General features: G+C 69.9%; 18 protein-coding genes. 9 read left to right on the top strand and 9 right to left on the bottom strand.

The window, feature by feature from the left end; all coding sequences use genetic code 11:
• Window positions 1–3 precede the first annotated feature (3 nt).
• The 3 genes from mreC (at window position 4) to mrdA (ending at window position 3,537) form a co-directional block, all read left to right on the top strand.
• Complete coding sequence (gene mreC, locus AAG689_RS20600; protein WP_406623538.1) at window positions 4–939, top strand: rod shape-determining protein MreC; 936 nt, start codon at window positions 4–6, stop codon at window positions 937–939.
• Window positions 936–1,454 carry a rod shape-determining protein MreD gene (gene mreD, locus AAG689_RS20595; protein WP_020229951.1) on the top strand — a complete coding sequence of 173 codons (519 nt, stop codon included), beginning with the start codon at window positions 936–938 and terminating at the stop codon, window positions 1,452–1,454. Before mreC ends, mreD begins: the two co-directional genes overlap by 4 nt.
• 142 nt (window positions 1,455–1,596) lie before the next feature.
• A complete protein-coding gene (mrdA, locus tag AAG689_RS20590; protein ID WP_406623537.1) occupies window positions 1,597–3,537 on the top strand; it encodes a penicillin-binding protein 2 in 1,941 nt (646 codons plus the stop codon).
• Here the strand turns inward: mrdA and AAG689_RS20585 are convergent.
• The 6 genes from AAG689_RS20585 to AAG689_RS20560 form a co-directional block, all read right to left on the bottom strand.
• On the bottom strand, window positions 3,524–4,417 hold the full coding sequence (locus AAG689_RS20585; RefSeq protein WP_020229949.1) for a DMT family transporter: 894 nt from the start codon (window positions 4,415–4,417) through the stop codon (window positions 3,524–3,526). The genes mrdA and AAG689_RS20585 overlap by 14 nt on opposite strands.
• A gap of 118 nt (window positions 4,418–4,535) precedes the next feature.
• Entirely contained in the window at window positions 4,536–5,288 is a 753-nt protein-coding gene (locus AAG689_RS20580; RefSeq protein WP_406623536.1) for an amino acid ABC transporter ATP-binding protein, read from the bottom strand.
• Window positions 5,285–6,067 (bottom strand): amino acid ABC transporter permease, encoded by a 783-nt coding sequence (locus tag AAG689_RS20575; RefSeq protein ID WP_024001967.1) that lies wholly within the window; start codon window positions 6,065–6,067, stop codon window positions 5,285–5,287. Before AAG689_RS20575 ends, AAG689_RS20580 begins: the two co-directional genes overlap by 4 nt.
• Window positions 6,068–6,116: 49 nt before the next feature.
• Window positions 6,117–6,881 carry an ABC transporter substrate-binding protein gene (locus tag AAG689_RS20570; protein WP_020229946.1) on the bottom strand — a complete coding sequence of 255 codons (765 nt, stop codon included), beginning with the start codon at window positions 6,879–6,881 and terminating at the stop codon, window positions 6,117–6,119.
• A 163-nt stretch (window positions 6,882–7,044) separates the two neighbouring features.
• A complete protein-coding gene (rocF, locus tag AAG689_RS20565; RefSeq protein ID WP_406623535.1) occupies window positions 7,045–7,956 on the bottom strand; it encodes an arginase in 912 nt (303 codons plus the stop codon).
• A gap of 61 nt (window positions 7,957–8,017) precedes the next feature.
• On the bottom strand, window positions 8,018–8,776 hold the full coding sequence (locus tag AAG689_RS20560; RefSeq protein WP_020229944.1) for a TSUP family transporter: 759 nt from the start codon (window positions 8,774–8,776) through the stop codon (window positions 8,018–8,020).
• 332 nt (window positions 8,777–9,108) lie between these two features.
• Between AAG689_RS20560 and AAG689_RS20555 the strand changes: the two genes are divergently transcribed.
• Both AAG689_RS20555 and AAG689_RS20550 read left to right on the top strand, forming a co-directional pair.
• Window positions 9,109–10,440 carry an ammonium transporter gene (locus tag AAG689_RS20555; protein ID WP_406623534.1) on the top strand — a complete coding sequence of 444 codons (1,332 nt, stop codon included), beginning with the start codon at window positions 9,109–9,111 and terminating at the stop codon, window positions 10,438–10,440.
• A 9-nt stretch (window positions 10,441–10,449) separates the two neighbouring features.
• Window positions 10,450–10,740, top strand: a complete 291-nt coding sequence (locus AAG689_RS20550; protein WP_406623533.1) for a hypothetical protein — start codon at window positions 10,450–10,452, stop codon at window positions 10,738–10,740.
• Between the two features lie 7 nt (window positions 10,741–10,747).
• Here the strand turns inward: AAG689_RS20550 and AAG689_RS20545 are convergent, their stop codons facing one another.
• Window positions 10,748–12,418: a GMC family oxidoreductase gene (locus tag AAG689_RS20545; RefSeq protein ID WP_406623532.1), complete on the bottom strand. Its 1,671-nt coding sequence runs from the start codon at window positions 12,416–12,418 to the stop codon at window positions 10,748–10,750.
• A gap of 163 nt (window positions 12,419–12,581) precedes the next feature.
• Window positions 12,582–15,656 carry an FAD-binding and (Fe-S)-binding domain-containing protein gene (locus tag AAG689_RS20540; RefSeq protein WP_406623531.1) on the bottom strand — a complete coding sequence of 1,025 codons (3,075 nt, stop codon included), beginning with the start codon at window positions 15,654–15,656 and terminating at the stop codon, window positions 12,582–12,584.
• A gap of 263 nt (window positions 15,657–15,919) precedes the next feature.
• Here AAG689_RS20540 and AAG689_RS20535 point away from each other — a divergent pair, with 263 nt between their 5' ends.
• The 3 genes from AAG689_RS20535 (at window position 15,920) to AAG689_RS20525 (ending at window position 19,115) form a co-directional block, all read left to right on the top strand.
• Window positions 15,920–16,924, top strand: coding sequence for a Bug family tripartite tricarboxylate transporter substrate binding protein (locus AAG689_RS20535; RefSeq protein ID WP_406623530.1), 1,005 nt, complete (start codon window positions 15,920–15,922; stop codon window positions 16,922–16,924).
• 11 nt (window positions 16,925–16,935) lie between these two features.
• Entirely contained in the window at window positions 16,936–17,448 is a 513-nt protein-coding gene (locus tag AAG689_RS20530) for a tripartite tricarboxylate transporter TctB family protein (RefSeq protein ID WP_406626381.1), read from the top strand.
• A 152-nt stretch (window positions 17,449–17,600) separates the two neighbouring features.
• Entirely contained in the window at window positions 17,601–19,115 is a 1,515-nt protein-coding gene (locus AAG689_RS20525) for a tripartite tricarboxylate transporter permease (RefSeq protein WP_406623529.1), read from the top strand.
• Window positions 19,116–19,125: 10 nt separating this feature from the next.
• Here the strand turns inward: AAG689_RS20525 and AAG689_RS20520 are convergent, their stop codons facing one another.
• On the bottom strand, window positions 19,126–19,827 hold the full coding sequence (locus tag AAG689_RS20520) for a GntR family transcriptional regulator (protein ID WP_020229936.1): 702 nt from the start codon (window positions 19,825–19,827) through the stop codon (window positions 19,126–19,128).
• 102 nt (window positions 19,828–19,929) lie between these two features.
• Between AAG689_RS20520 and AAG689_RS20515 the strand changes: the two genes are divergently transcribed.
• Window positions 19,930–21,180, top strand: coding sequence for a pyridoxal-phosphate-dependent aminotransferase family protein (locus AAG689_RS20515; RefSeq protein WP_406623528.1), 1,251 nt, complete (start codon window positions 19,930–19,932; stop codon window positions 21,178–21,180).
• Window positions 21,181–21,305 lie beyond the last annotated feature (125 nt).

The following is a 21,305-nucleotide window of genomic DNA, read 5'->3' as shown; positions in this document are numbered from 1 at the left end:
CCCATGCCCCTGGGAACCCTGGACCGCTCGGCGCCGTCCTTCTTCCGGCAGGGGCCTTCCCCGCTCTCGCGTCTCGCCCTCTACAGCGCCCTGGCGCTGTTTTTGATGGTGGCGGACGCGCGCTTCCACGTCACCGAGCCGCTGCGCAAGGGCGTGGCCACGGTGCTGTACCCGCTGCAGTGGCTGATGCTGCAGCCGGTGGAGTTCGCCGGCCAGGGCGCGGGCTACTTCCAGTCGCTGCAGGAGGCGCAGGCCGGCACCGACGCGGCGCGCCGGCAGATGGCGCAGATGGCGGTGCGCGCGGGCGAAACCGACCAGCTCCTGCGCGAGAACGCCGAGCTGCGCCAGTTGCTCGCGCTGCGCGAACGCCTGCAGACCCCTGCCCAGGCCGCACAGGTGATCTACGACACGGCGGACCCCTACACCCGCCGCATCATGGTGGACCGCGGGCAGCTCGCCGGCGTGGAGCCCGGTTCGCCCGTGATGGACGCCTCGGGCGTGCTGGGCCAGGTCACGCGCGTCTATCCCATGCTCAGCGAGGTCACGCTGCTCATCGACCGCGACCAGGCCATCCCCGTGCTCAACCTGCGCACCGGCGCACGCAGCGTGGCCTACGGCGACCCGACGATGGGCCACGGCGGCGGCATGGAGCTGCGCTTCACCCCCGGCAACGCCGACGTGCAGGAGGGCGACCTGCTCACCACCAGCGGCGTGGACGGGCTGTATCCGCCGGGCCTGCCCGTGGCCCGCGTGATCCGCGTGGAGCGGCGCGCGGACTCCACCTTCGCCCGCATCTACTGCGCGCCGCTGGCCCAGGTCTACGGTGCGCGCCACGTGATGGTGCTGCAGCCCTTGACCGGCGAAACGGCCGAGGGGGCCAGCCTGCCGCCGCGGCCCGCGCCCGAGCCGCAGGCGCCCAAGCGCGGAGGCCGCAAATGATCATGCCCAAGGGGCAGCAGCTGCTGCTGCCCGTCAGCCCCGCCTTCATCGCGGCCAGCCTGGTGGCGGCCCTGGCGCTGAACATGCTGCCGCTGGGCCGCGTGGTGTGGACGCCCGACTGGGTGATGGTGCTGCTCGCGTTCTGGGGCATGCACCAGCCCCAGCGCGTGGGCATGGGACTGGCCTTCGCCATGGGGCTGTGCATCGACGTGCACCAGTCCGCGCTGCTGGGCCAGCATGCGCTGGTCTACTGCGCGCTCATGTTCGCCGTGCACCTGTCGAACCGGCGCCTGCTGTGGTTCGGCCCGCTGGCGCAGGCGCTGCAGCTGCTGCCGCTCTTCGCCGGCGCGCACGCGCTGGAGCTGCTGCTGCGCATGGCCGGCGGCGGCCTGCTGCCCGGGCTGGACGGCGTGGCCGCCCCGCTGCTGGAGGCGGTGATCTGGCCGCTGGCGAGCTGGCTGCTGCTCGCACCCCAGCGCCGTCCGCCCGACCAGGACGACAACCGGCCGCTATGAACCACCCCCTGAGTCGCTTCGCGCCTTCCCCCTCCAGGGGGACGACGCCGGTGGCCTGGCAAAGCCAGCTCCACGGCGTCCGCTGGCATGGCTTGCTCCGTAGCCATCGGAGGGGTGAGGCCGCGCGCAGCGGGCAGGTGGAATGACCGAGCTGCACAACGTCGAGGCCGATGCGTCGCGCTTTCGCCTGCGCGTGTTCGTGGTGGGCGCAGTGGTGCTCCTGGCGTTCCTGCTCATCGTCTGGCGGCTGGTGGTGCTGCAGGTCATGCGCCACGAAGACCTGGCGGACCAGGCCGAGAGCAACCGCACGGCGGTGGTGCCCATCGTGCCCAACCGCGGGCTGATCCTGGACCGCAACGGCGTGGTGCTGGCCACCAACTACTCGGCGTACACGCTGGAGATCACGCCCTCGCGCGCGATCGACCTGGAGGCGACGATCGACGAGCTGGCCAAGATCGTGGACATCCAGCAGCGCGACCGGCGCCGCTTCAAGCGGCTCATGGACGAGTCGCGCAGCTTCGAGTCGCTGCCCATCCGCACGCGCCTGACCGACCAGGAGGTGGCGCGCTTCGCGGCGCAGCGCTACCGCTTCCCCGGCGTGGAGATCAAGGCGCGCCTGTTCCGCAACTACCCGATGGGCGAGGTGGCCAGCCACGCCATCGGCTACATCGGCCGCATCAACCAGCGCGAGAAGGAGCGCATCGAGGACTCGGACGACGCGGCCAACTACCGCGGCACGGACTACATCGGCAAGCTCGGCGTGGAGCAGAGCTTCGAGTCCACGCTGCACGGCCACACCGGCTTCGAGCGCCTGGAGACCTCGGCCGGCGGCCACGCGGTGCGGCGCCTCAACAGCCACCCGGCCACGCCCGGCGGCACGGTCATGCTGTCGCTGGACATCAAGCTGCAAAAGCTCGTGGAGGAGATGTTCGGCGACCGGCGCGGCGCGCTGGTGGCGCTGGACCCGCGCAACGGCGAGGTGCTGGCGCTGGTCTCCAAGCCCACGTTCGACCCGAACCTGTTCGTGGACGGCATCGACCAGGAGAACTGGCAGGCGCTCAACGAGTCCATCAACAAGCCGCTGCTCAACCGCGCGCTGCGCGGCACCTACCCGCCGGGCTCCACCTACAAGCCCTTCATGGCCCTGGCCGCGCTGGAGCTGGGCAAGCGCAACCCCACGGCGGTGTTCAACGACCCCGGCTTCTTCAACTACGGCGGGCGCACCTTCCGCAGCCACGAAGGCGGGCTGGGCGGCGTGGACATGCACCGCGCCATCCAGTATTCGAGCAACACCTATTTCTATTCGCTGGCCGTCGAGATGGGCGTGGACGCCATCCACGACTTCATGAAGCCGCTGGGCTTCGGCCAGATCACCGGCATCGACCTCGGCGGCGAGCTGCGCGGCGTGCTGCCCAGCACCGAGTGGAAGCGCAATGCCTACAAGCGCCCCGAGGCCAAGCGCTGGTATTCGGGCGAAACCGTGTCGCTGGGCATCGGCCAGGGCTACAACAACTTCACCATGCTGCAGCTCGCCGTGGCCGAGGCCACGCTGGCCAACGGCGGCACGCGCCACCGCCCGCACCTCATCAAGGCGGTGAAGGACTCGGTGACCGGCGAGGTGACCGAGGTGCAGCAGCCGCCCGGCGAGAACCTGGGCTTCAAGCCGAAGAACGTGGCCATCGTGAACAACGCCCTCATGGCCGTGAACCAGGCCGGCACGGGCCGGCGCGTGTTCGCGGGTGCGCCCTACACCTCGGCCGGCAAGACCGGTACCGCCCAGGCCGTGAGCCTCGGGCAGAACGTGAAGTACAACGCCCAACTGCTGGCCGAGCACCAGCGTGACCATTCGCTGTTCGCCGCCTTCGCGCCCGTGGAGGAGCCGCGCGTGGCCGTGGCGGTGATCGTGGAGAACGCGGGCTTCGGCGCCGCCGCGGCCGCGCCCATCGTGCGCCGCGTGTTCGACTACTGGCTGCTGGGCCAGTACCCCAGCGCGGAAGACCTCGCCGCCGTCGCCAAGGGACAGGCCGGCGCGCCCATGGGCACGCCGCGCCGCGCCGAGGACGTGCCGCTCACGACGCCCTGAGCCTTGCGGGAGGCGGCGGCATCTGGCTCACCACCAGCGCCGCCACGATCAGCGCTGCGCCCGCCAGGCCCGCCACGCCCAGCCGCTCGCCGATCAGCACCCAGGCCGTGGCGGCGGCGAACACCGGCTCCAGCCCGAAGACGATGGCGCTGCGCATCGCGTCCACGCGCTGCTGGCCCCAGGCCTGCAGCGTCACCACCAGCACGCTGGCGACCACGCCCAGGTAGACCAGCGCCGCCAGCGCCGGTCCGGGCAGCGCGGCCAGCGCCTGCAGCGACGTGGCAGCGCCGCCGTGGCGCGCCAGCACCAGCGCGCCGGCGGCGGTGAACATCACCAGCGCCTGCACGGCCGCCATGCGCGTGGCGCGCAGCGGCTGCGCGGAGTTGCGGCGCGCACATTCCTCCAGTGCCAGGATGTAGACGGCGTAGAACAGCGTGCTCGCCAGCGTGAGCGTGTCGCCCAGGTTCCACGGCGCGTCCTCGTGGAACATCAGCACCATGCCCGCCAGCGCCATGCCGCAGGCCAGCCACAGCGCGCCGCCGTAGCGCCGCCCCAGCACGGCCATGGCCAGCAGCGGCACCACGAGCACGTTCAGCCCCGTGACGAAGGCGTTGCGGTTGCTGGTGGTGCGCGCCAGCCCTTCGATCTGCAGCCAGAACGCCAGGAACAGCAGCGCGCCCAGCAGCAGCCCCCAGCGCCGCTCGGCCGCGCGCAGGCCGCGCCACATCGGCGCAAGCACCAGCAGGGCGATGGCGAAGCGCGCCCAGATGATCTGCGGCGCGTCCAGGTACGCCGACAGCATCTTCATCGCGGGAAAGGTGGTGCCCCAGACGACGACCACCACCAGGAGGGCCAGCAGGCCCTGGCGTTCGGGACGCATGCGGTTGCTTGTCAAAAAAGGAGCTGGTCGCGCTTGTTGTAAGCCGATTTCAGCATGTTTCGATGCTGAAACCCTTGTATACCGAGCGCGAGCAGCTATGGTTTTTGGGGGTGAGGGCTCAGGCGCCCATGCGCCCGATGAACGCGCGGATGCGGTCGTTGGCCGGGCGGGCGAAGAACTCGGTCGGCGGCGCATCGTGCGCGATGCAGCCCTGGTCGAAGAACATCACGCGGTCGGCCACCTCGCGGGCGAAGCCCATTTCGTGCGTCACCACGATCATCGTCATGCCGCCGCGTGCCAGCTCGCGCATCACGTCCAGCACCTCCTGCACCATCTCGGGGTCGAGGGCGCTGGTGGGCTCGTCGAACAGCATCACCTTCGGCTGCATGGCGAGCGCGCGGGCGATGGCCACGCGCTGCTGCTGGCCGCCCGAGAGCTGCCAGGGGTATTTGTGCGCATGGTCCTGCATGCCCACGCGCCGCAGCAGCGCCATGGCCTTGTCGTTGGCCTCGCCGCGCGGCGTGCGGCGGATGCGCCGGGGCGCGAGGGTCACGTTGTCCAGCACGCTCATGTGGCCGAACAGGTTGAACTGCTGGAACACCATGCCCACCTCGCTGCGCTGCAGTTGCAGCGTGCGCGGGTCGTCGGTCACTTCCACGCCGTCGATGGCGATGCTGCCGCTGTCGTGCGGCTCCAGGCGGTTGATGGCGCGCAGCAGCGTGCTCTTGCCCGAGCCCGAGGCGCCGATGATGACCGTGACCTCGCCCGTGCGGAACACGGTCGAGACGCCCTTGAGCACCTCGTGGCTGCCGAAGGCCTTGCGCACGTCCTTGCAGACGATGTAGGGCGTGGCGTTCGTGTCCTGCGTCATTTCACGCGCCCTTCCACGTCGAAGCGGTGCTCGATCGCGTGCGTCACCTGCGTCACCAGCGTGGTCAGGATCAGGTAGGTGATGGCCACCGTCACCAGCGTCGCCACGGGCTGGAAGGTGGCCGACTGGATGCGGTTGCCCACGTTGGTCAGCTCCACCACGCCGATGGCGTAGGCCAGCGACGAATCCTTGAGCAGCGCCACGAAGTTGCTCACCAGCGGCGGCAGCGCGATCTTGAACGCCTGGGGGAACACCACGTCGAAGAAGACATGGGTGCGGGACAGGCCCAGTGCGCGCGCCGCCTCGGTCTGCCCGCGCGGCACGGCCTGCAGGCCGGCGCGGATGGCCTCGGCGTTGTAGGCGCCCACGTTCAGGCCCAGCGCCACCACGGCGGCGGCGAAGTCGGGCAGGTTCAGCCCCGGCACCAGCACCGGCAGCGCGAAATACACGAACAGGATCTGCACCAGCAGCGGTGTGCCGCGGATGGCCCAGATGTAGAAGCTGGCCACCCAGCGCAGCCATGCCAGGCGCGAGGTGCGCGCCAGCGCCGCTGCGGTGCCCAGCACCAGGCCCACGGCGCCGCTGACCAGCGTGAGGGTGAGCGTGGTGAGCGCGCCTTCGGAGAAGAGGGCCGCGTTGGAGCCGATGGGCTCGGGGAAGAACGAGAGGAACTGGCCGAGCAGCGAGAGGACCAGGGCCATCAGCACCAGGGCCGCCACCAGGGTCGCGTTGCTGCGCTGGGAACGGCTCCAGTGTGCGGGCCAGAGAGCGAGAAGCATGGGAGAAGCGGGCAGGGCGCGCCGCGCCCGGCCGGGAGTATGAAAGAGGTTACTTACAGGTCACGTCTTCCTGGAAGTACTTCTTGGAGATCGCCGCGACGCTGCCGTCGGCGATGGCCTCCTTCAAAGCCTTGTTCCAGGCATCGGCCAGGCCCTGGTTGCCCTTGGAGACGGCGGCGGCCACCTGCTCGACGAACAGCATGTCGCCGGTGTGGAAACCTGCCTGGGGCGCCTTGGCCAGCATTTCCTTGGCCACGAAGCGGTCGGTCACCCAGGCGTCCACGCGCTTGGAAGCCAGGGCGTTGCGCGCGGCCTCGTCGGTGGGGAAGTTCTTCACGTCCTTCACGCCGGGCACCTTCTTCACGGCTTCCAGGTAGGTGGTGCCGGTCTGCACGGCCACCACCTTGCCGGCCAGGTCGCCGGCCTTGCCGATCTCGGCCTTCATGGAGACGATCTGGCCGCCCGAGCAGTAGTGCGGCAGCGTGAAGGTGACGGCCTTGGAGCGCTCGTCGGTGATGGCATGCGAGGCGATCACCAGGTCCCAGCGGTCCTGCGCCAGGCCGGTGAGCAGGGCGTCGAAGCCCACGGTCTTCCACTCGTGCTTGAGGCCCATCTTCTTGACCACGGCCTCGGCCACCTCGATCTCGTAGCCCGTGAGCTGCTTGCCCTTGAAGAAGTTGAAGGGCGCGTACTGCCCCTCGGAGCCAAGGACGATGGTGCCGCTCTTGCGGATGTCCTCCAGCGGGCGCGCCTGCACGGCGACTGCGGTGCACACGGCCAGCACGGCGGCGGCCAGGGTCTTGAGCATCTGCATGAACGTGTTCCTGCGTGGGAGTGTTTTCAGGTACAAAAAATCCGGCCTTGCGGATCACAAGCCGGAAAACCGTTGCCCGCGCAAGGGGCCCGGGTGGGGCGCGTCACGAGGCGGTCACATTATAGGGAGCCCGCCTGGGCGGCGCGCATCGCCATAAACCCTGTCACATCCGCATCAGCGTGGACTTGCCGAACAGGCTCTCCAGCAGGTCCACGGCCAGTTCGGCCGTCTGGTTGCGCACGTCCAGCGCCGGGTTCAGCTCCACCAGGTCGGCCGAGCCGAGCGCGCCGCTGTCGGCCAGCATCTCCATGCACAGCTGCGTCTCGCGGTAGGTGGGGCCGCCGCGCACGGCCGTGCCCACGCCGGGGGCCACGGATGGGTCCAGGCAGTCCATGTCGAAGCTCACGTGCAGGTGCGTGTCCCGGTCCACGTCCTTCAGGGCAGCCTGCATCACGGCGCGCATGCCCAGCTCGTCGATGGTGCGCATGTCGAACACCTCGATGCCGTGCTCGCCCACGAAGCGCTTTTCGTTCGGGTCCACGCTGCGCACGCCGACCTGGGCGATTTCGCCCGCGTGCAGGGCCGGGCCGCTGCCGGCCAGCTGCGTGAGCGCCTGCGGGCCCTGGCCCAGCAGGCAGGCCACGGGCATGCCGTGCAGGTTGCCGCTGGGGGTGGTGTCGGGCGTGTTGGCGTCGGCATGGGCGTCGAACCAGAGCACCTTCAGCCGCTTGCCGCGCGCGCGGCAGTGCCGGGCCACGGCGCTGATGGAGCCGATCGCCAGGCAGTGGTCGCCGCCCATCAGCAGCGGCAGCTCACCGGCCTCCAGGGCAGCGTGCGTGGCGGCGAAGACCGCCTGGTTCCAGGCCACCACCTCGGCCAGGTGGCGAAATCCCTCCGAGGGCGCGTCCTGCGGATTGCCCGGGCCGGCCAGGTTGCCGATGTCGCGCACGGCAAAGCCCCGCTCGCGCAGCGCACGGGCGATGCCCGCGATGCGCAGCGCGTCCGGGCCCATGCTGGCGCCGAGCACGCTGGCGCCCACGTCGGTGGGCGCGCCGATCAAGGTCAGGACAGGCATGTGCTTCTCCGGCAGGTGGGGGGTGGAACGAAAGGGGCATGCTGCACCCGCGGGCGCTCCGTCAGCGTAGGAATGCGTCGTACCCGGTCTTGAGGATCAGCAGCCCCACCACCAGGATGAAGATGCCGCGCACGAAGCCCGCCCCGTGCTTGAGCGCCAGGTGCGTGCCCAGCACGCTGCCGACCACGTTGGCCACGGCCAGCGGCAGCGCGATGTGCCACCACACGTGGCCCTTGAGCGTGAACAGGATCAACGCCGCCAGGTTGGTGGCCAGGTTCAGCAGCTTGGCCGACACCGAGGCGTTCAGGAAGTCGTAGCCCAGCACGCGCACGAACAGGAAGACGAAGAAGCTGCCCGTGCCGGGGCCGAAGAAGCCGTCGTAGAAACCGATCAGCACCCCGATCAGGCTGGCCGCCAGGGTTTCCCGGCGCGCCGCGAAGCGCGGGGCGTGCTCGCGGCCGAGGTCCTTGCGTGCCAGGGTGTAGAGCAGCAGACCGGCCAGCACCACGGGCAGCAGCTTGCGCAGGAAGTCCGCCGAGATCAGGGTGACCACCCACGCCCCGGCGAAGGCGCCGGCGAAGCTGGCCAGCGCCGCCGGCAGCATGGCCGGCCAGCGCATCCGCACGCGGCGGCTGAACTGCCAGGCGGCCACGCCCGTGCCCCAGATGGCGGCGCTCTTGTTGGTGCCCAGCAGCGTGGCGGGCGGGGCGGCGGGGAAGGTGGCGAACAGGGCCGGCAGCAGGATCAGGCCGCCTCCGCCGACGATCGCGTCCACGAAACCGGCCAGCAGCGAGGCCAGCGAGACGATGATCCATTCCATCCGCCGGATTGTCGCACCGCCCTGCAGCCCGCCCGGGGCGGCGCCGGAGGACAAAAAAAGCACCTGGGTCACAGGTGCCTTGGGAATTGCGAGCATCTCGACGCGGATGCTAATGATTGTGTGTTCTTGGAATTTAGGGCTGTCTCCTCGGTCCCCTCGTGTGGCGTGCCGAGGCGCGCTTCGAGTGCATGCAATGTAACCATCGCACCCCGATGGTGCATCGGTGATTTCCCGCACCCCCTGGACAGGGCGCCCGCTCCCCGATACCTCCCGTTTTCCCGTTTGGCACAACTTGTGCGATGCGTTTCCCGACGTTACAAGGAGGGCGAGCGATGCGGTACGGATGGCATGGGGTCCTGGTGGGAGTGGCGGGCTGGGGGCTGCTGCCCTGCGCCGTGCAGGCGCAGGCCGCGGGCGCGCCCGTGCGGCCCGGCATGGTGGACGCGCAGGCGCTCAGCGCGGCCGACACGGGCTGGATGCTCACGGCCACGGCGCTGGTGCTGCTCATGACGCTGCCGGGCGTGGCGCTGTTCTACGCCGGCATGGTGCGGCGCAAGAGCGTGCTCAACACCATGGCCAGTGTGGTGGCCATCGCCGCGCTGGTCAGCGTGCTGTGGTTCGCGGCGGGCTACTCGCTGGCCTTCACGCCGGACACGGCCTGGCTGGGCGGGTTCGCGCGCATGGGGTTCGACGGCCTGCAGTTCGACCTGGCGGCCGGGCGTGTGGCCGTGAGCCACGTGGCGCCGCACATCCCCGAGTCGGTCTACGCCATGTTCCAGCTCACCTTCGCCATCATCACGGCGGCGCTGGTCGTGGGCGCCTTCGTGGAGCGCATGCGCTTCGCGCCGATGCTGGTCTTCATCGGGCTGTGGTCGCTGCTGGTCTACGCACCCATCGCGCACTGGGTGTGGGAGCCGGGCGGCTGGCTGGCGCGCATGGGCGCGCTGGACTTCGCCGGCGGCGCGGTGGTGCACGTCAACGCCGGCGCGACGGGGCTGGCCTGCGCGTGGTACCTGGGCCCCCGGCGCGGCTACGGGCGCGAGGCCTTCGAGCCCTACAACCTGGGCTTCACCATGGCGGGGGCGGCGCTGCTGTGGGTGGGCTGGTTCGGCTTCAATGCCGGCTCCGCCCTGGCCGCGGACGGGCGCGCGGGCCTGGCGATGGCGGTGACGCACATCGCCGCGGCGGCCGGCGCGCTGGCCTGGATGCTGGGCGAGGCCGTGCTGCGCGGCAAGCCTTCGCTGCTGGGACTGTGCTCCGGGCTGGTGGCGGGGCTGGTGGCCATCACGCCGGCGGCCGGCTTCGTCACGCCGCGCGCAGCGCTCGCCATCGGCGCCGTGGCCGGGCTGGCCTGCTACTGGGGCGCCACGGCCCTCAAGCGCCTGCTGGGCGCAGACGATTCGCTCGATGTCTTCGGCGTGCACGGCGTGGGCGGCATCGTGGGCTCGCTGCTCACGGGCGTGTTCGCCAGCCGCACCGTGGGCGGCGTGGAGGGCAACGTGCTCACCCAGGCCCTGAGCGTGGGCGCGGTGCTGGCCTTCAGCCTGGCGGCCTCTTTGGTGCTGCTCTGGATGATGGACTTCGCCCTGGGTTTGCGCGTGGACGAGGAGGGCGAGGCCACGGGCCTGGATCTTTCGCAGCACCGCGAGCGCGTGGGCGGTTGAGGAGCGGACATGAACGACAGCGACAGACTGGCCATCGCCGCCCACCTGCACGTGCTGCTGCGGCGCAGGACGGGGCGGGTGACCGACACCGAATGGATGGCGGCCAACGCCGACTATGCGCAGGAGATCATCCGCTTCGCGCGCCAGCGTGCCCAGCAGGACGATGCGCCTGAGCTGGCCGAATGGGCCGCCAAGCTGGAGCGCGCCATGGCCGAGGCACTGGCCGAGGCGAGCGCGCGCAAGCCCCTGCTGGAGCGGCGGGAGGCTCCCGCGCCGCGCTACGTGGGCGGCATCCGCTAGAAGGCGCTCAGCGCGGCTGCGCGCGGATCCATTCGGCCGCCTTCTCGGCCATCATCAGCGTGGGCGAGTTGGTGTTGCCGCTGGTGATGGTGGGCATGGCGCCGGCATCGATCACGCGCAGGCCCTGGATGCCGCGCACGCGCATCTGCGCGTCCAGCACGGCCATCGGGTCGTCGGCGCGGCCCATGCGGGTGGTGCCCACGGGGTGGAAGATGGTGGTGGCGATGTCGCCCGCCAGGCGGGCCAGGTCCTCGTCGCTCTGGTACTGCGGGCCGGGCTTGTATTCCTCGGGCTGGTAGGGCGCGAGCGCGGGCTGGGCCACGATGCGCCGCGTGACGCGCAGGCTGTCGGCGGCCACCTGCCGGTCCTCGGGGGTGGAGAGGTAGTTGGGCGCGATGGCGGGCGCGGCCTTGAAGTCCGCGCTCTTGATCTGCACGCTGCCCCGGCTCGTGGGGTTGAGGTTGCACACGCTGGCGGTGAACGCGGGGAAGCCGTGCAGCGGCTCGCCGAAGGCTTCGAGCGACAGCGGCTGCACGTGGTACTGGATGTTGGCGTGCGGCCGGTCCGGGTCGCTGCGCGTGAAGGCGCCGAGCTGCGAGGGCGCCATGCTCATCGGCCCGCTGCGCTTCCATGCGTATTCGAGCCCGATGCGCGCCTTGCCCAGCAGCGTGCCGGCCAGCGCGTTCAGCGTGGGCACGCCCTTGACCTTGTAGACGGCGCGGATCTGCAGGTGGTCCTGCAGGTTGGCGCCCACGCCGGGCAGGTCGTGCACCACCGCGATGCCGTGGTGCTGCAGCAGCGCGCCGGGGCCGATGCCCGAGAGCTGCAGGAGCTGCGGCGAATTGACCGCGCCCGCGCTCAGGATCACCTCGCGCTGCGCGTGGGCGGTGACCATCTCCTCGCCCGTCCAGACCTGCACGCCGGTGCAGCGGCGGCTGCCGTCGGCCTGCGTCTCGATGAGCAGGCGCGAGGCTTGCGCCGAGGTCCACATCTCGAAGTTCGGCCGGCCGTAGCAGGTGGGGCGCAGGAAGGCCTTGGCGGTGTTCCAGCGCCAGCCGGCCTTCTGGTTGACCTCGAAGTAGCCCACGCCCTCGTTGTCGCCGCCGTTGAAGTCGTCGGTGGCGGGGATGCCGGCCTGCTGCGCGGCCTGGGCGAAGGCGTCCAGCACGTCCCAGCGCAGGCGCTGCTTCTCCACGCGCCACTCGCCGCTGCCGCCGGTGGTCTTGCTGCCGTGCAGGCGCTTGAAATTCTCGTTCACGCCCTCGGGGCGGTCCAGGCGCCAGTGGTCTTCGTGGCGGCGGAAGGCGGGCAGCACGTTGTCCCAGCGCCAGGCATCGTCGCCGGTGATCTGCGCCCACTGGTCGTAGTCGCGCGCCTGGCCGCGCATGTAGATCATGCCGTTGATGCTGCTGCAGCCGCCCAGCGTCTTGCCGCGTGGGTAGCGCAGCTGGCGGCCGTTCAGGCCCGCGTCGGGCTCGGTCTGGTAGAGCCAGTCGGTGCGCGGGTTGCCGATGCAGTAGAGGTAGCCCACGGGGATGTGGATCCAGTGGTAGTCGTCCTTGCGGCCGGCCTCCACGAGCAGCACGCGGTTCCTCGCGTCGGCCGACAGGCGGTTGGACAGCAGGGCGCCGGCCGTGCCGCCGCCGATGATGATGTAGTCGAAGGTGGTGTCGCTCATGGATAAGGGCAGCCCGCGCGGTGGAAGAAAAGAAGTGCAAGGGGCTGGCGGCGCATTGTGCGAGCCCCGGCGCGGGTGTCGAGAGGGAAAGCGCTAGCAGCTATGTTTTATATAGCTGCTAGCGCTTGCTGTATAAGCGCTGGGGCCGGATTTTGATGTTTTTTCAAGAACGGGCCATGAGCGATTCCAGCAGCCGCGCCACGTGGATGGCCTCGCGCGCGGCGCCGTCGGCGATCTGGTGGCGGCAGCTCGTGCCGTCGGCCACCACGATGGCGTCGGGCTGCTTGCGGATGGCGGGCAGCAGGCTGGCCTCGGCCATCTGCAGACTCACGTCGATGTGCGCGGCCTCGTAGCCGAAGCTGCCGGCCATGCCGCAGCAGGAGCTTTCAATGAGCTCGGCGCGCGTCTCGGGGATGAGCCTCAGCACCTCCATGATGGGCGTGACCGCGCCGAACGCCTTCTGGTGGCAGTGGCCGTGCAGCAGCACCTGCCGCCCGGCGGGGCGCAGCGCGAGTGCGAAGCGCCCGGCCTGGGCCTCGCGCGCGACGAATTCCTCGAACATCAGTGCCTGCCGCGACACGGCGACCGCCTTGTCGCCCAGGCCCAGGGACAGCGCCTCGTCGCGCAGCGTGAGCAGGCACGAGGGCTCCAACCCCACCACGGCCACGCCCTCGCGCGCCAGGGGCAGCAGCGCGTCGATGAGCTGCTCCATGCGCTCGCGTGCCTCCTGCACCATGCCGCCGGCCAGGTAGGTGCGGCCGCAGCAGTGGTGGCTGCCATGGCCCTTCTCGACGGTGTGCACGGCGTAGCCGGCGGCGTGCAGCACGCGGGCGGCGGCCAGCGCGTTCTCGGTCTCGAAGGTGCCGTTGAAGGTGTCCACGAACAGCACGGCGGCCTTGCCCGTGGTGCGGGCGGCGGCGAGCGTGTCGGCATGGCTGGAGAACAGCGCGCGGTCGGCTTCCTGCATGCGCCAGAAGGTGTCGCTGCGCCACGCGGGCAGGCTGCGGCGGGCCGACAGGCCCAGCAGCTTCTCGCCCAGCCAGGCGGCGCCGGGCAGGCGGTTGCGCAGGTTCATGAGCCAGGGCATGCGGCTGGCGCTGGCGGCGTACTCGGGCAGGCGGGCGATGAGCCGGTCCTTGAGCGTGTGGCCGTGGCGGCGCTTGTAGTGCGCGGTGAATTCGATCTTCATCTTCGCCATGTCCACGCCCGTGGGGCAGTCGCGCTTGCAGCCCTTGCAGCCCACGCACAGGTCCATGGTTTCGCGCATCGCCTCGCTGGTGAAGGCGTCGGGGCCGAGTTGGCCCGACAGCGCCAGGCGCAGCGTGTTGGCCCGCCCGCGCGTGACGTGCTGCTCGTCGCGCGTGACGCGGTAGCTCGGGCACATGGTGCCCGCGTCGAACTTGCGGCAGTGGCCGTTGTTGTTGCACATCTCCACGGCCTTGGCGAAGCCGCCGGTCACGTCACCGCCGGTGCCGGGCGCGGTGACTTCCTCGGTCACCGGGTCGGCGTTCACGTTCCAGGCCGACCAGTCGAGCACGGGCGTGATGGGAATGCGCTGGTAGGGCCGCGGCGCGCTGGGCGGTGCGAAGCGGAAGAGCGCGCCGTCGTCCATGCGCGGCGGGTCGATGATCTTGCCGGGGTTGAACAGGCCGGCCGGGTCCATGTGCTGCTTGATGGCGCGGAAGGCCTCGTTGATCGCGGGGCCGAACTGCCACCCGATCCACTCGCCGCGGCACAGGCCGTCGCCGTGCTCGCCGCTGTAGGCGCCCTTGTACTTGCGCACCAGCTCCGCCGCCTCCTCGCCGATGGCGCGCATCTTGGCGGCGCCGCCCTCGGGGCCGTCCACGCGCATGTCGAGGATGGGGCGCACGTGCAGCGTGCCCACGGAGGCGTGGGCGTACCAGGTGCCGCGCGTGCCGTGGCGCGCGAAGACCTCGGTGAGCGCGTCGGTGTACTCGGCCAGGTGCTCCAGGGGCACGGCGCAGTCCTCGATGAAGCTCACCGGCTTGCCGTCGCCCTTGAGGCTCATCATGATGTTCAGGCCGGCCTTGCGCACCTCCCACAGGTTCTTCTGCGGCGCGTCCTCGGGCATGCGCACCACGCTGCCGGGCAGGCCCAGGTCACCCATCAGCTCCACGAGCTGGTCGAGCTTGGGCCGCAGGCCGGCCTTCTCGGGCCCGGCGAATTCCACGAGCAGGATGGCGGCGGGCGTGCCGTCGATCAGCGCCGTCTGCATGGTGGGGCGGAAGGCCGGGTTGGTGAGCGCCAGGTCGATCATGGTGCGGTCCACCAGCTCCACCGCGCAGGGGCCGAGCTTGACGATGTGCTGCGCCGCGTCCATCGCCGCGTGGAAGGTGGGAAAGTTCACCACGCCCAGCACCTTGGCGCGCGGCAGCTCGGCCAGTTGCAGGGTGAGGCTGCGCGTGTAGGCCAGCGTGCCCTCGGAGCCGATGAGCAGGTGCGCGAGGTTCACCGAGCCGTCGGCGGTGTAGGGCCGCTCGCTCTGGTTGTGGAAGATGTCCAGGTTGTAGCCCGCCACGCGGCGCATCACCTTGGGCCAGCGCGCCTCGATCTCGGCGCGGTGCTGGCCCGCCAGGTCACGCACGAAGGCCGCGATCTGCGCCGCGCGCCCGCGCAAGGCCGCCACGGGCCCGAAGTCCAGCAGCTCGCCGCTGGACAGCCAGGCGCTGGCGCCCAGCACGTTGTGCACCATGTTGCCGTAGGCGATGGAGCGCGAGCCGCACGAATTGTTGCCCGCCATGCCGCCCAGCGTGGCCTGCGCGCTGGTGGACACGTCCACCGGGTACCACAGGCCGTGCGGCTTGAGCTGCGCGTTGAGGTGGTCGAGCACGATGCCGGGCTCCACCGTGGCCGTGCCCGCCTGCGGATCGACGTGCAGCACCTTGCGGAAGTGCTTGGTGTTGTCCACCACCAGCGCCGCGCCCGTGGTCTGGCCGCACTGGCTGGTGCCGCCGCCGCGCGGCAGCACGGGCACCTGCAGGTCGCGCGCGACGGCCAGGGCGGTGGCGATGTCGTCCTCCGTCTTCGGCACCATGACCCCCACCGGCATGATCTGGTAGATCGACGCATCCGTGGCGTAGCGGCCGCGCGAGGCGGCGTCGAACATCACCTCCGCCTGCGTCTCCTTGCGCAGGCGCTGTTCCAGCGCGTGGCTGACTTCGTTGGACGGGAGGACGGTCCCCGCAGGGGCGAGGCGGGCTTGCGGATCTCTGTGCATGGCGGCTTTCTGGGTGGGGATGCGCGGCGCGGTCGTGGATGGCCCGAGCATCCGCCGGAACGTGGGATGGTGTCAATTTGAATTTTGTATTCATAAACACAATGCGCCAATCCTCTGTGATTCAGGGAAATCCATGATTTGCATTTGTCTTTTGAATGCAAAACTGTGCCCTGCCTTCGCAAGGAATGTCTCGCGTCTGCGCGGCGGCACGCCGGAGCCGCTGCAGCCATTCCAGCCCACCACCCCACCGAGGAAGACAAGCCATGTACGCAAGAAACCCCGTCCGCGCCGTCGCCGGCGCCGCCATCTCGTTGCTGAGCCTGCTGGGCTCCGCGCATGCCGACTGGGCGCCCACCAAGGCCGTCGAGTTCGTGGTGCCGTTCTCGCCCGGAGGCGCCTCCGACCAGATGGCGCGCGTCATCCAGGCGGCCATCACCAAGCACGAGCTGGTGAAAACGCCCATCGTGATCCAGAACAAGGCGGGCGCCTCCGGCGCCGAGGGCATCCTGGACGTGAAGAGCGCGGCCAAGGACCCGCACAAGGTGCTGGTCGGCTCCACCGCCATCTTCACCGTGCCCATGGCCACGGGCCTGCCCTTCAACTGGAAGGACCTCACGCCCGTGGGCATGGTCGCGCAGGACGAGTTCGTGCTGTGGGTGAACGCGGCCACGCCTTACCAGACCGCGGGCGACTACCTGGCGGAGGTGAAGAAGGCGCCCGGCAAGCTCAAGATGGGCGGCACCAGCTCCAAGCGCGAGGACCAGGTGATCACCGCTTCGGTAGAGCAGAAGGCGGGCGTGAAATTCACCTATATCCCATACAAGGGCGGCGGCGAGGCCAGCACCCAGCTCGTGGGCAAGCACATCGACTCCAACACCAACAACCCCAGCGAGTCGATCGCGCAATGGCGCGCGGGACAGGTGCGGGCGCTGTGCCTGTTCTCCGACAAGCGCTCGGGCTACACCGCCAAGGTCACCGAAACCCAGGGCTGGGCCGACATTCCCACCTGCAAGGAGCAGGGGCTGGACGTGTCCTACAACATGCTGCGCGGCTTCTTCCTGCCGGGCGGCGTGACGGCGGAGCAGACCCAGTTCTACGCCGACCTGCTCAAGAAGGTGGTGGAGACGCCCGAGTTCAAGGAGTACCTGGAGAAGAACGCGCTGCGTCCCGACTTCATGGTGGGCCAGCAGTTCGCGGACTTCCTCGCCAAGGATGAGGCCCGCCATGCGGAAATCATGAAGTCGGCCGGCTTCATGGCCAAGAAGTGAGCGGGCCCGCCATGACGGATGCGGCGCACGGCCATGCGGTGCAGGAGCCGCGCGGCCTGACCCGGCGCGCGGTGGAGTGGGGCGTGGCCGCGCTCCTGCTGGCCATCGCGGCGCTGGTGGTCTGGGACAACCTGCGCATCGGCGCGGGCTGGGACGACTCGGGGCCCCAGGCGGGCTACTTCCCCCTGCGCGTGGGCGTGGCGGTCGGCATCGCGGCGCTGGCCGTGGCATGGCAGGCCCGGCGCGAACGGGCGCAGGAGCTGTTCGCCACCTGGGAGCAGCTCAGGAGCGTGTCGCAGGTGCTGGTGCCGCTGCTGGTCTACGTCGCCCTGATCACGACGCTGGGCATCTACGTGGCCTCGGCCCTGTTCATCGCCGCCTTCATGCGCTTCGCGGGTGGCTACGCCTGGTGGAAGTCGCTGGCGCTGGGAGTGTTCACCAACCTCCTGCTGTTCGTGGTGTTCGAGATCCAGTTCAAGGTGCCGCTGCCCAAGGGGCCGCTGGAAGCCTGGCTGGGCTATTGATGTGGGACACCCCCTGAGGCGCTGCGCGCCTTCCCCCTCTCCTGCGGGAGGAGGGACGCCGCCGGTGGCCGGGCAAAGCCCGCTCCACGGCGTCCGCTGGCTCAGGGCGCGCGCTGCTTGCGTGTCGCCGGCAATACAGATCGGAGTAAATGATGGAAGACCTAGGCGCATTGCTGCACGGCTTCAGCGTCGTGCTGTCGTGGAGCAACATGGGGCTGATGCTCGTGGGCATCCTGCTGGGCATCGTGGTGGGCGTGCTGCCGGGCCTGGGCGGGCCCAACGGCGTGGCCATCCTGCTGCCGCTGACCTTCGGCATGTCGCCCACGTCGGCGATCATCCTGCTCAGCTGCATCTACTGGGGGGCGCTGTTCGGCGGCGCCATCACCTCGGTACTGTTCAACATCCCGGGCGAGGCGTGGTCGGTGGCGACCACGTTCGACGGCTATCCCATGGCCCAGCGCGGCCATGCGGGCGAGGCGCTGACGCTGGCCTTCACCGGCTCCTTCGTGGGCGCCATTTCGGGCGTGCTGCTCATCACCTTTCTCGCACCGCTGGTGGCCTCGTTCGCGCTGGAGTTCGGCCCGCCCGAGTTCTTCGCCGTGTTCTTCCTCACGTTCTGCAGCTTCATCGGCATGGGCAAGGAGCCCAAGGCCAAGATCGTCGCGGCCATGGGCCTGGGCCTGCTGCTGGCCGCCGTGGGCATGGACACGATCTCGGGCGACCTGCGCATGACCTTCGGCTCGGGCGAGCTGATGCGCGGCTTCGACTTCCTGGTGGTGGTGATCGGCCTGTTCGGCATCAGCGAGATCCTGATGACCATCGAGGAAGGGCTGGCCTTCAAGGGCAAGAAGGCCAGCATCGACCTGAAGGTGGTGCTCAAGACCTGGGCCGGCCTGCCGCGCTACTGGCTCACCATGCTGCGCTCGTCGGCCGTGGGCTGCTGGATGGGCGTGACCCCGGGCGGCGCGGTGGCCGCCAGCTTCATGGGCTACGGCCTGGCCAAGAAGTTCTCGCGCCGCGGCGACCACTTCGGCAAGGGCGAGCCCGAGGGCGTGCTGGCGCCCGAGACGGCAGCCCACGCGGCCGGCACCTCGGCCCTGCTGCCCATGCTGGCGCTGGGCATCCCCGGTTCGGCCACGGCGGCGGTGCTGCTGGGCGGGCTGATGATCTGGGGCCTGCAGCCGGGGCCGCTGCTGTTCACCGAGCAGAAGGACTTCGTCTGGGGCCTGATCGCCAGCATGTACATGGGCAACCTCGCGGGGCTGCTGATCGTGCTGTCCACCGTGCCGCTGTTCGCGGCCATCCTGCGCATCCCGTTCTCCATCGTCGCGCCCATGATCCTGATGGTCTGCGCCATCGGCGCCTTCACGGTGAACGGCTCGGCGTCGGACATCTGGATGATGCTGGTCTTCGGCGTGGTGGGCTACGTGTTCAAGAAGCTCGACTACCCGCTCGCGCCCATGGTGCTGGCGCTGGTGCTGGGCGACCGCATGGAGGATGCGTTCCGCCAGAGCATGCTGGGCAGCGGCGGCAACGTGGGGGTGTTCTGGCACAACGGGCTGTCGGGCTCCATCATCACGCTGGCCCTGGTGCTGCTGCTGTGGCCCGTGATCAGCGCCGTGCTGGCCCGCATCCGCGGCCGGCGCGACGACCCCGCGGTGGCCTGACTGCTGCCCGCTACTTGGTAGCGGCGCCCAGTGCGCCGCGGCGCATCTGGTCCAGCACCGTGTCGCGCTTGGAATGCAGGTGGGCCATGAGCAGCGCGCGCAGCCGCGGCGCGTCGTGCGCGGCCAGGGCCTCCAGCATCTCGCCGTGCTCGCGCGCCGCGTGCTGCCACTTGTTGGGGTCCTGGTTGGTGTGGAAGCGCATGGGGTGGGCGCGGGCGTTCACGCTGCGGTACACCTGGCTCAGCACGGGGTTCTTGGCGGCGGCGTTGATGGCCGCGTGGATGCGCGCGTTCAGCTCGTAGTAGCCCGCGAGGTTCTTGCGCGCGAAGCAGGCCATCATCTCGTAGTGCAGCGCGCGGATCTCGTCGAGCTCCTCGTCCGTGACGCGCTGCGCCGCGAGCTCGCCCGACAGCCCCTCCAGGCTGGCGAGCACCTCGAAGGTGCTGATGATGTCGCTCTCGTCCATGCACGCCGCCACGGCGCCCCGGTTGGGCAGCAGCTCCACCAGCCCCTCGGCGGCCAGCAGCTTGATGGCCTCGCGCAGCGGCGTGCGCGAGACGCTGAGCAGCTCGCACAGCTCGCGTTCGTTGAGCTTGGCGCCCGGCTTGATCTGCCCTTCGACGAGCATGGCGCGCAGGCGCTCGGCCACCTGCTCGTGCAGGGCCACGCGCGGGATCTCCGCCGGTTTGCTGGCTGGTTGTGCTTTTGTCATAAAAATGAATTCATTTTTAACCCCTCCGAACCCAATTTTAGGTGTTAACGCTTACCCTATTTTGTTTTTTGCATGCAAAATAGGGCCGGAAAGGAGTTCATCATGCTGCAACTGGATTTTCACCCCACAGGCCGCCATTTTCTGCAGATCCCGGGCCCCAGCCCCGTGCCGGACCGCATTCTGCGGGCCATGAGCCTGCCCACCATCGACCACCGGGGTCCCGAGTTCGGTGCGCTGGGCCGCAAGGTGCTGGGCGACATCGGCAAGATCTTCAAGACGCAGCACCCCGTGGTGATCTACCCGGCGTCGGGCACGGGCGCGTGGGAAGCCGCGCTCACCAACGTGATGAGCCCCGGCGACCACGTGCTGATGTACGAGACCGGCCACTTCGCATCGCTCTGGATCAAGATGGCCACGCGCCTGGGCCTGCGGCCCGAGGTGCTGGCCTGGGACGGCGTGGACAAGGACCTGCCGCACGCGCCGAGCTGGCGCCGCGGCGTGCAGGCCGACATGATCGAGGACCGCCTGCGCCGCGACACGGAGCGCACGATCAAGGCCGTGTGCGTGGTGCACAACGAAACCTCCACGGGCGTCACCTCCGACATCGCCGCCGTGCGCAAGGCCATCGACGCGGCGGGCCACCCGGCGCTGCTCATGGTGGACAGCATCTCCGGCCTGGCCGGGGCCGACCTGGAGCACGACGCCTGGGGCATCGACGTGACGGTGAGCGGCTCGCAAAAGGGGCTGATGCTGCCGCCGGGCATCAGCTTCAACGCCGTGTCGCCCAAGGCGCTGGAGGCCTCCAAGACCGCGAAGCTGCCGCGTGCCTTCTGGGCATGGGACGAGATCATCGAGATGAACAAGAACGGCTACTGGCCGTACACGCCCAACACCAACCTGCTCTACGGCCTGTCGGAGGTGCTGGACATGATCCTGGGGCAGGGCCTGGAAGCGGTGTTCGCGCGCCACCAGCGCTGGGGCGCGGGCGTGCGCGCGGCGGTGCAGGCCTGGGGCCTGCCCATCCAGTGCGCGGACCCGGCGGTCTACTCGCCCATCCTCACCGGCGTGATCCTGCCCGAGGGGGTGGACGCGGACGCCGTGCGCACGCTGATCTACGAGCGCTTCGACCTCTCGCTGGGCCAGGGCCTGGGCAAACTGCGCGGACGCATGTTCCGCCTGGGGCACCTGGGCGACAGCAACGACCTCACGCTGGTGGCCATGGTGGCCGGCGTGGAGATGGGCCTCAAGCTCAGCGGCGTGCCGGTGGCGGGCAGCGGCGTGGAGGCCACCATGGCCCATTTCTCCGCCCACCCGGCGAACACGCAGGCGCAGCCCCGGCTGCGCGTGGCCTGACGGCCTCGGGTGGCGCCCGCCGTGTGAAGAAAGGCGCGCAACGCGCCTTTTTCTTGACCGAAACTATGGAATGATGGGGCGCCGTACTACATCGGCACGCGCCGCTTCCCCACGCCCGCCCGCCG

The organism is Acidovorax sp. SDU_ACID1 (assembly GCF_045291395.1).
Lineage (GTDB): Bacteria > Pseudomonadota > Gammaproteobacteria > Burkholderiales > Burkholderiaceae_C > MR-S7.
Note: the sequence above shows the minus strand (reverse complement) of the source record. Positions and strands in the feature narration are given on the sequence as shown.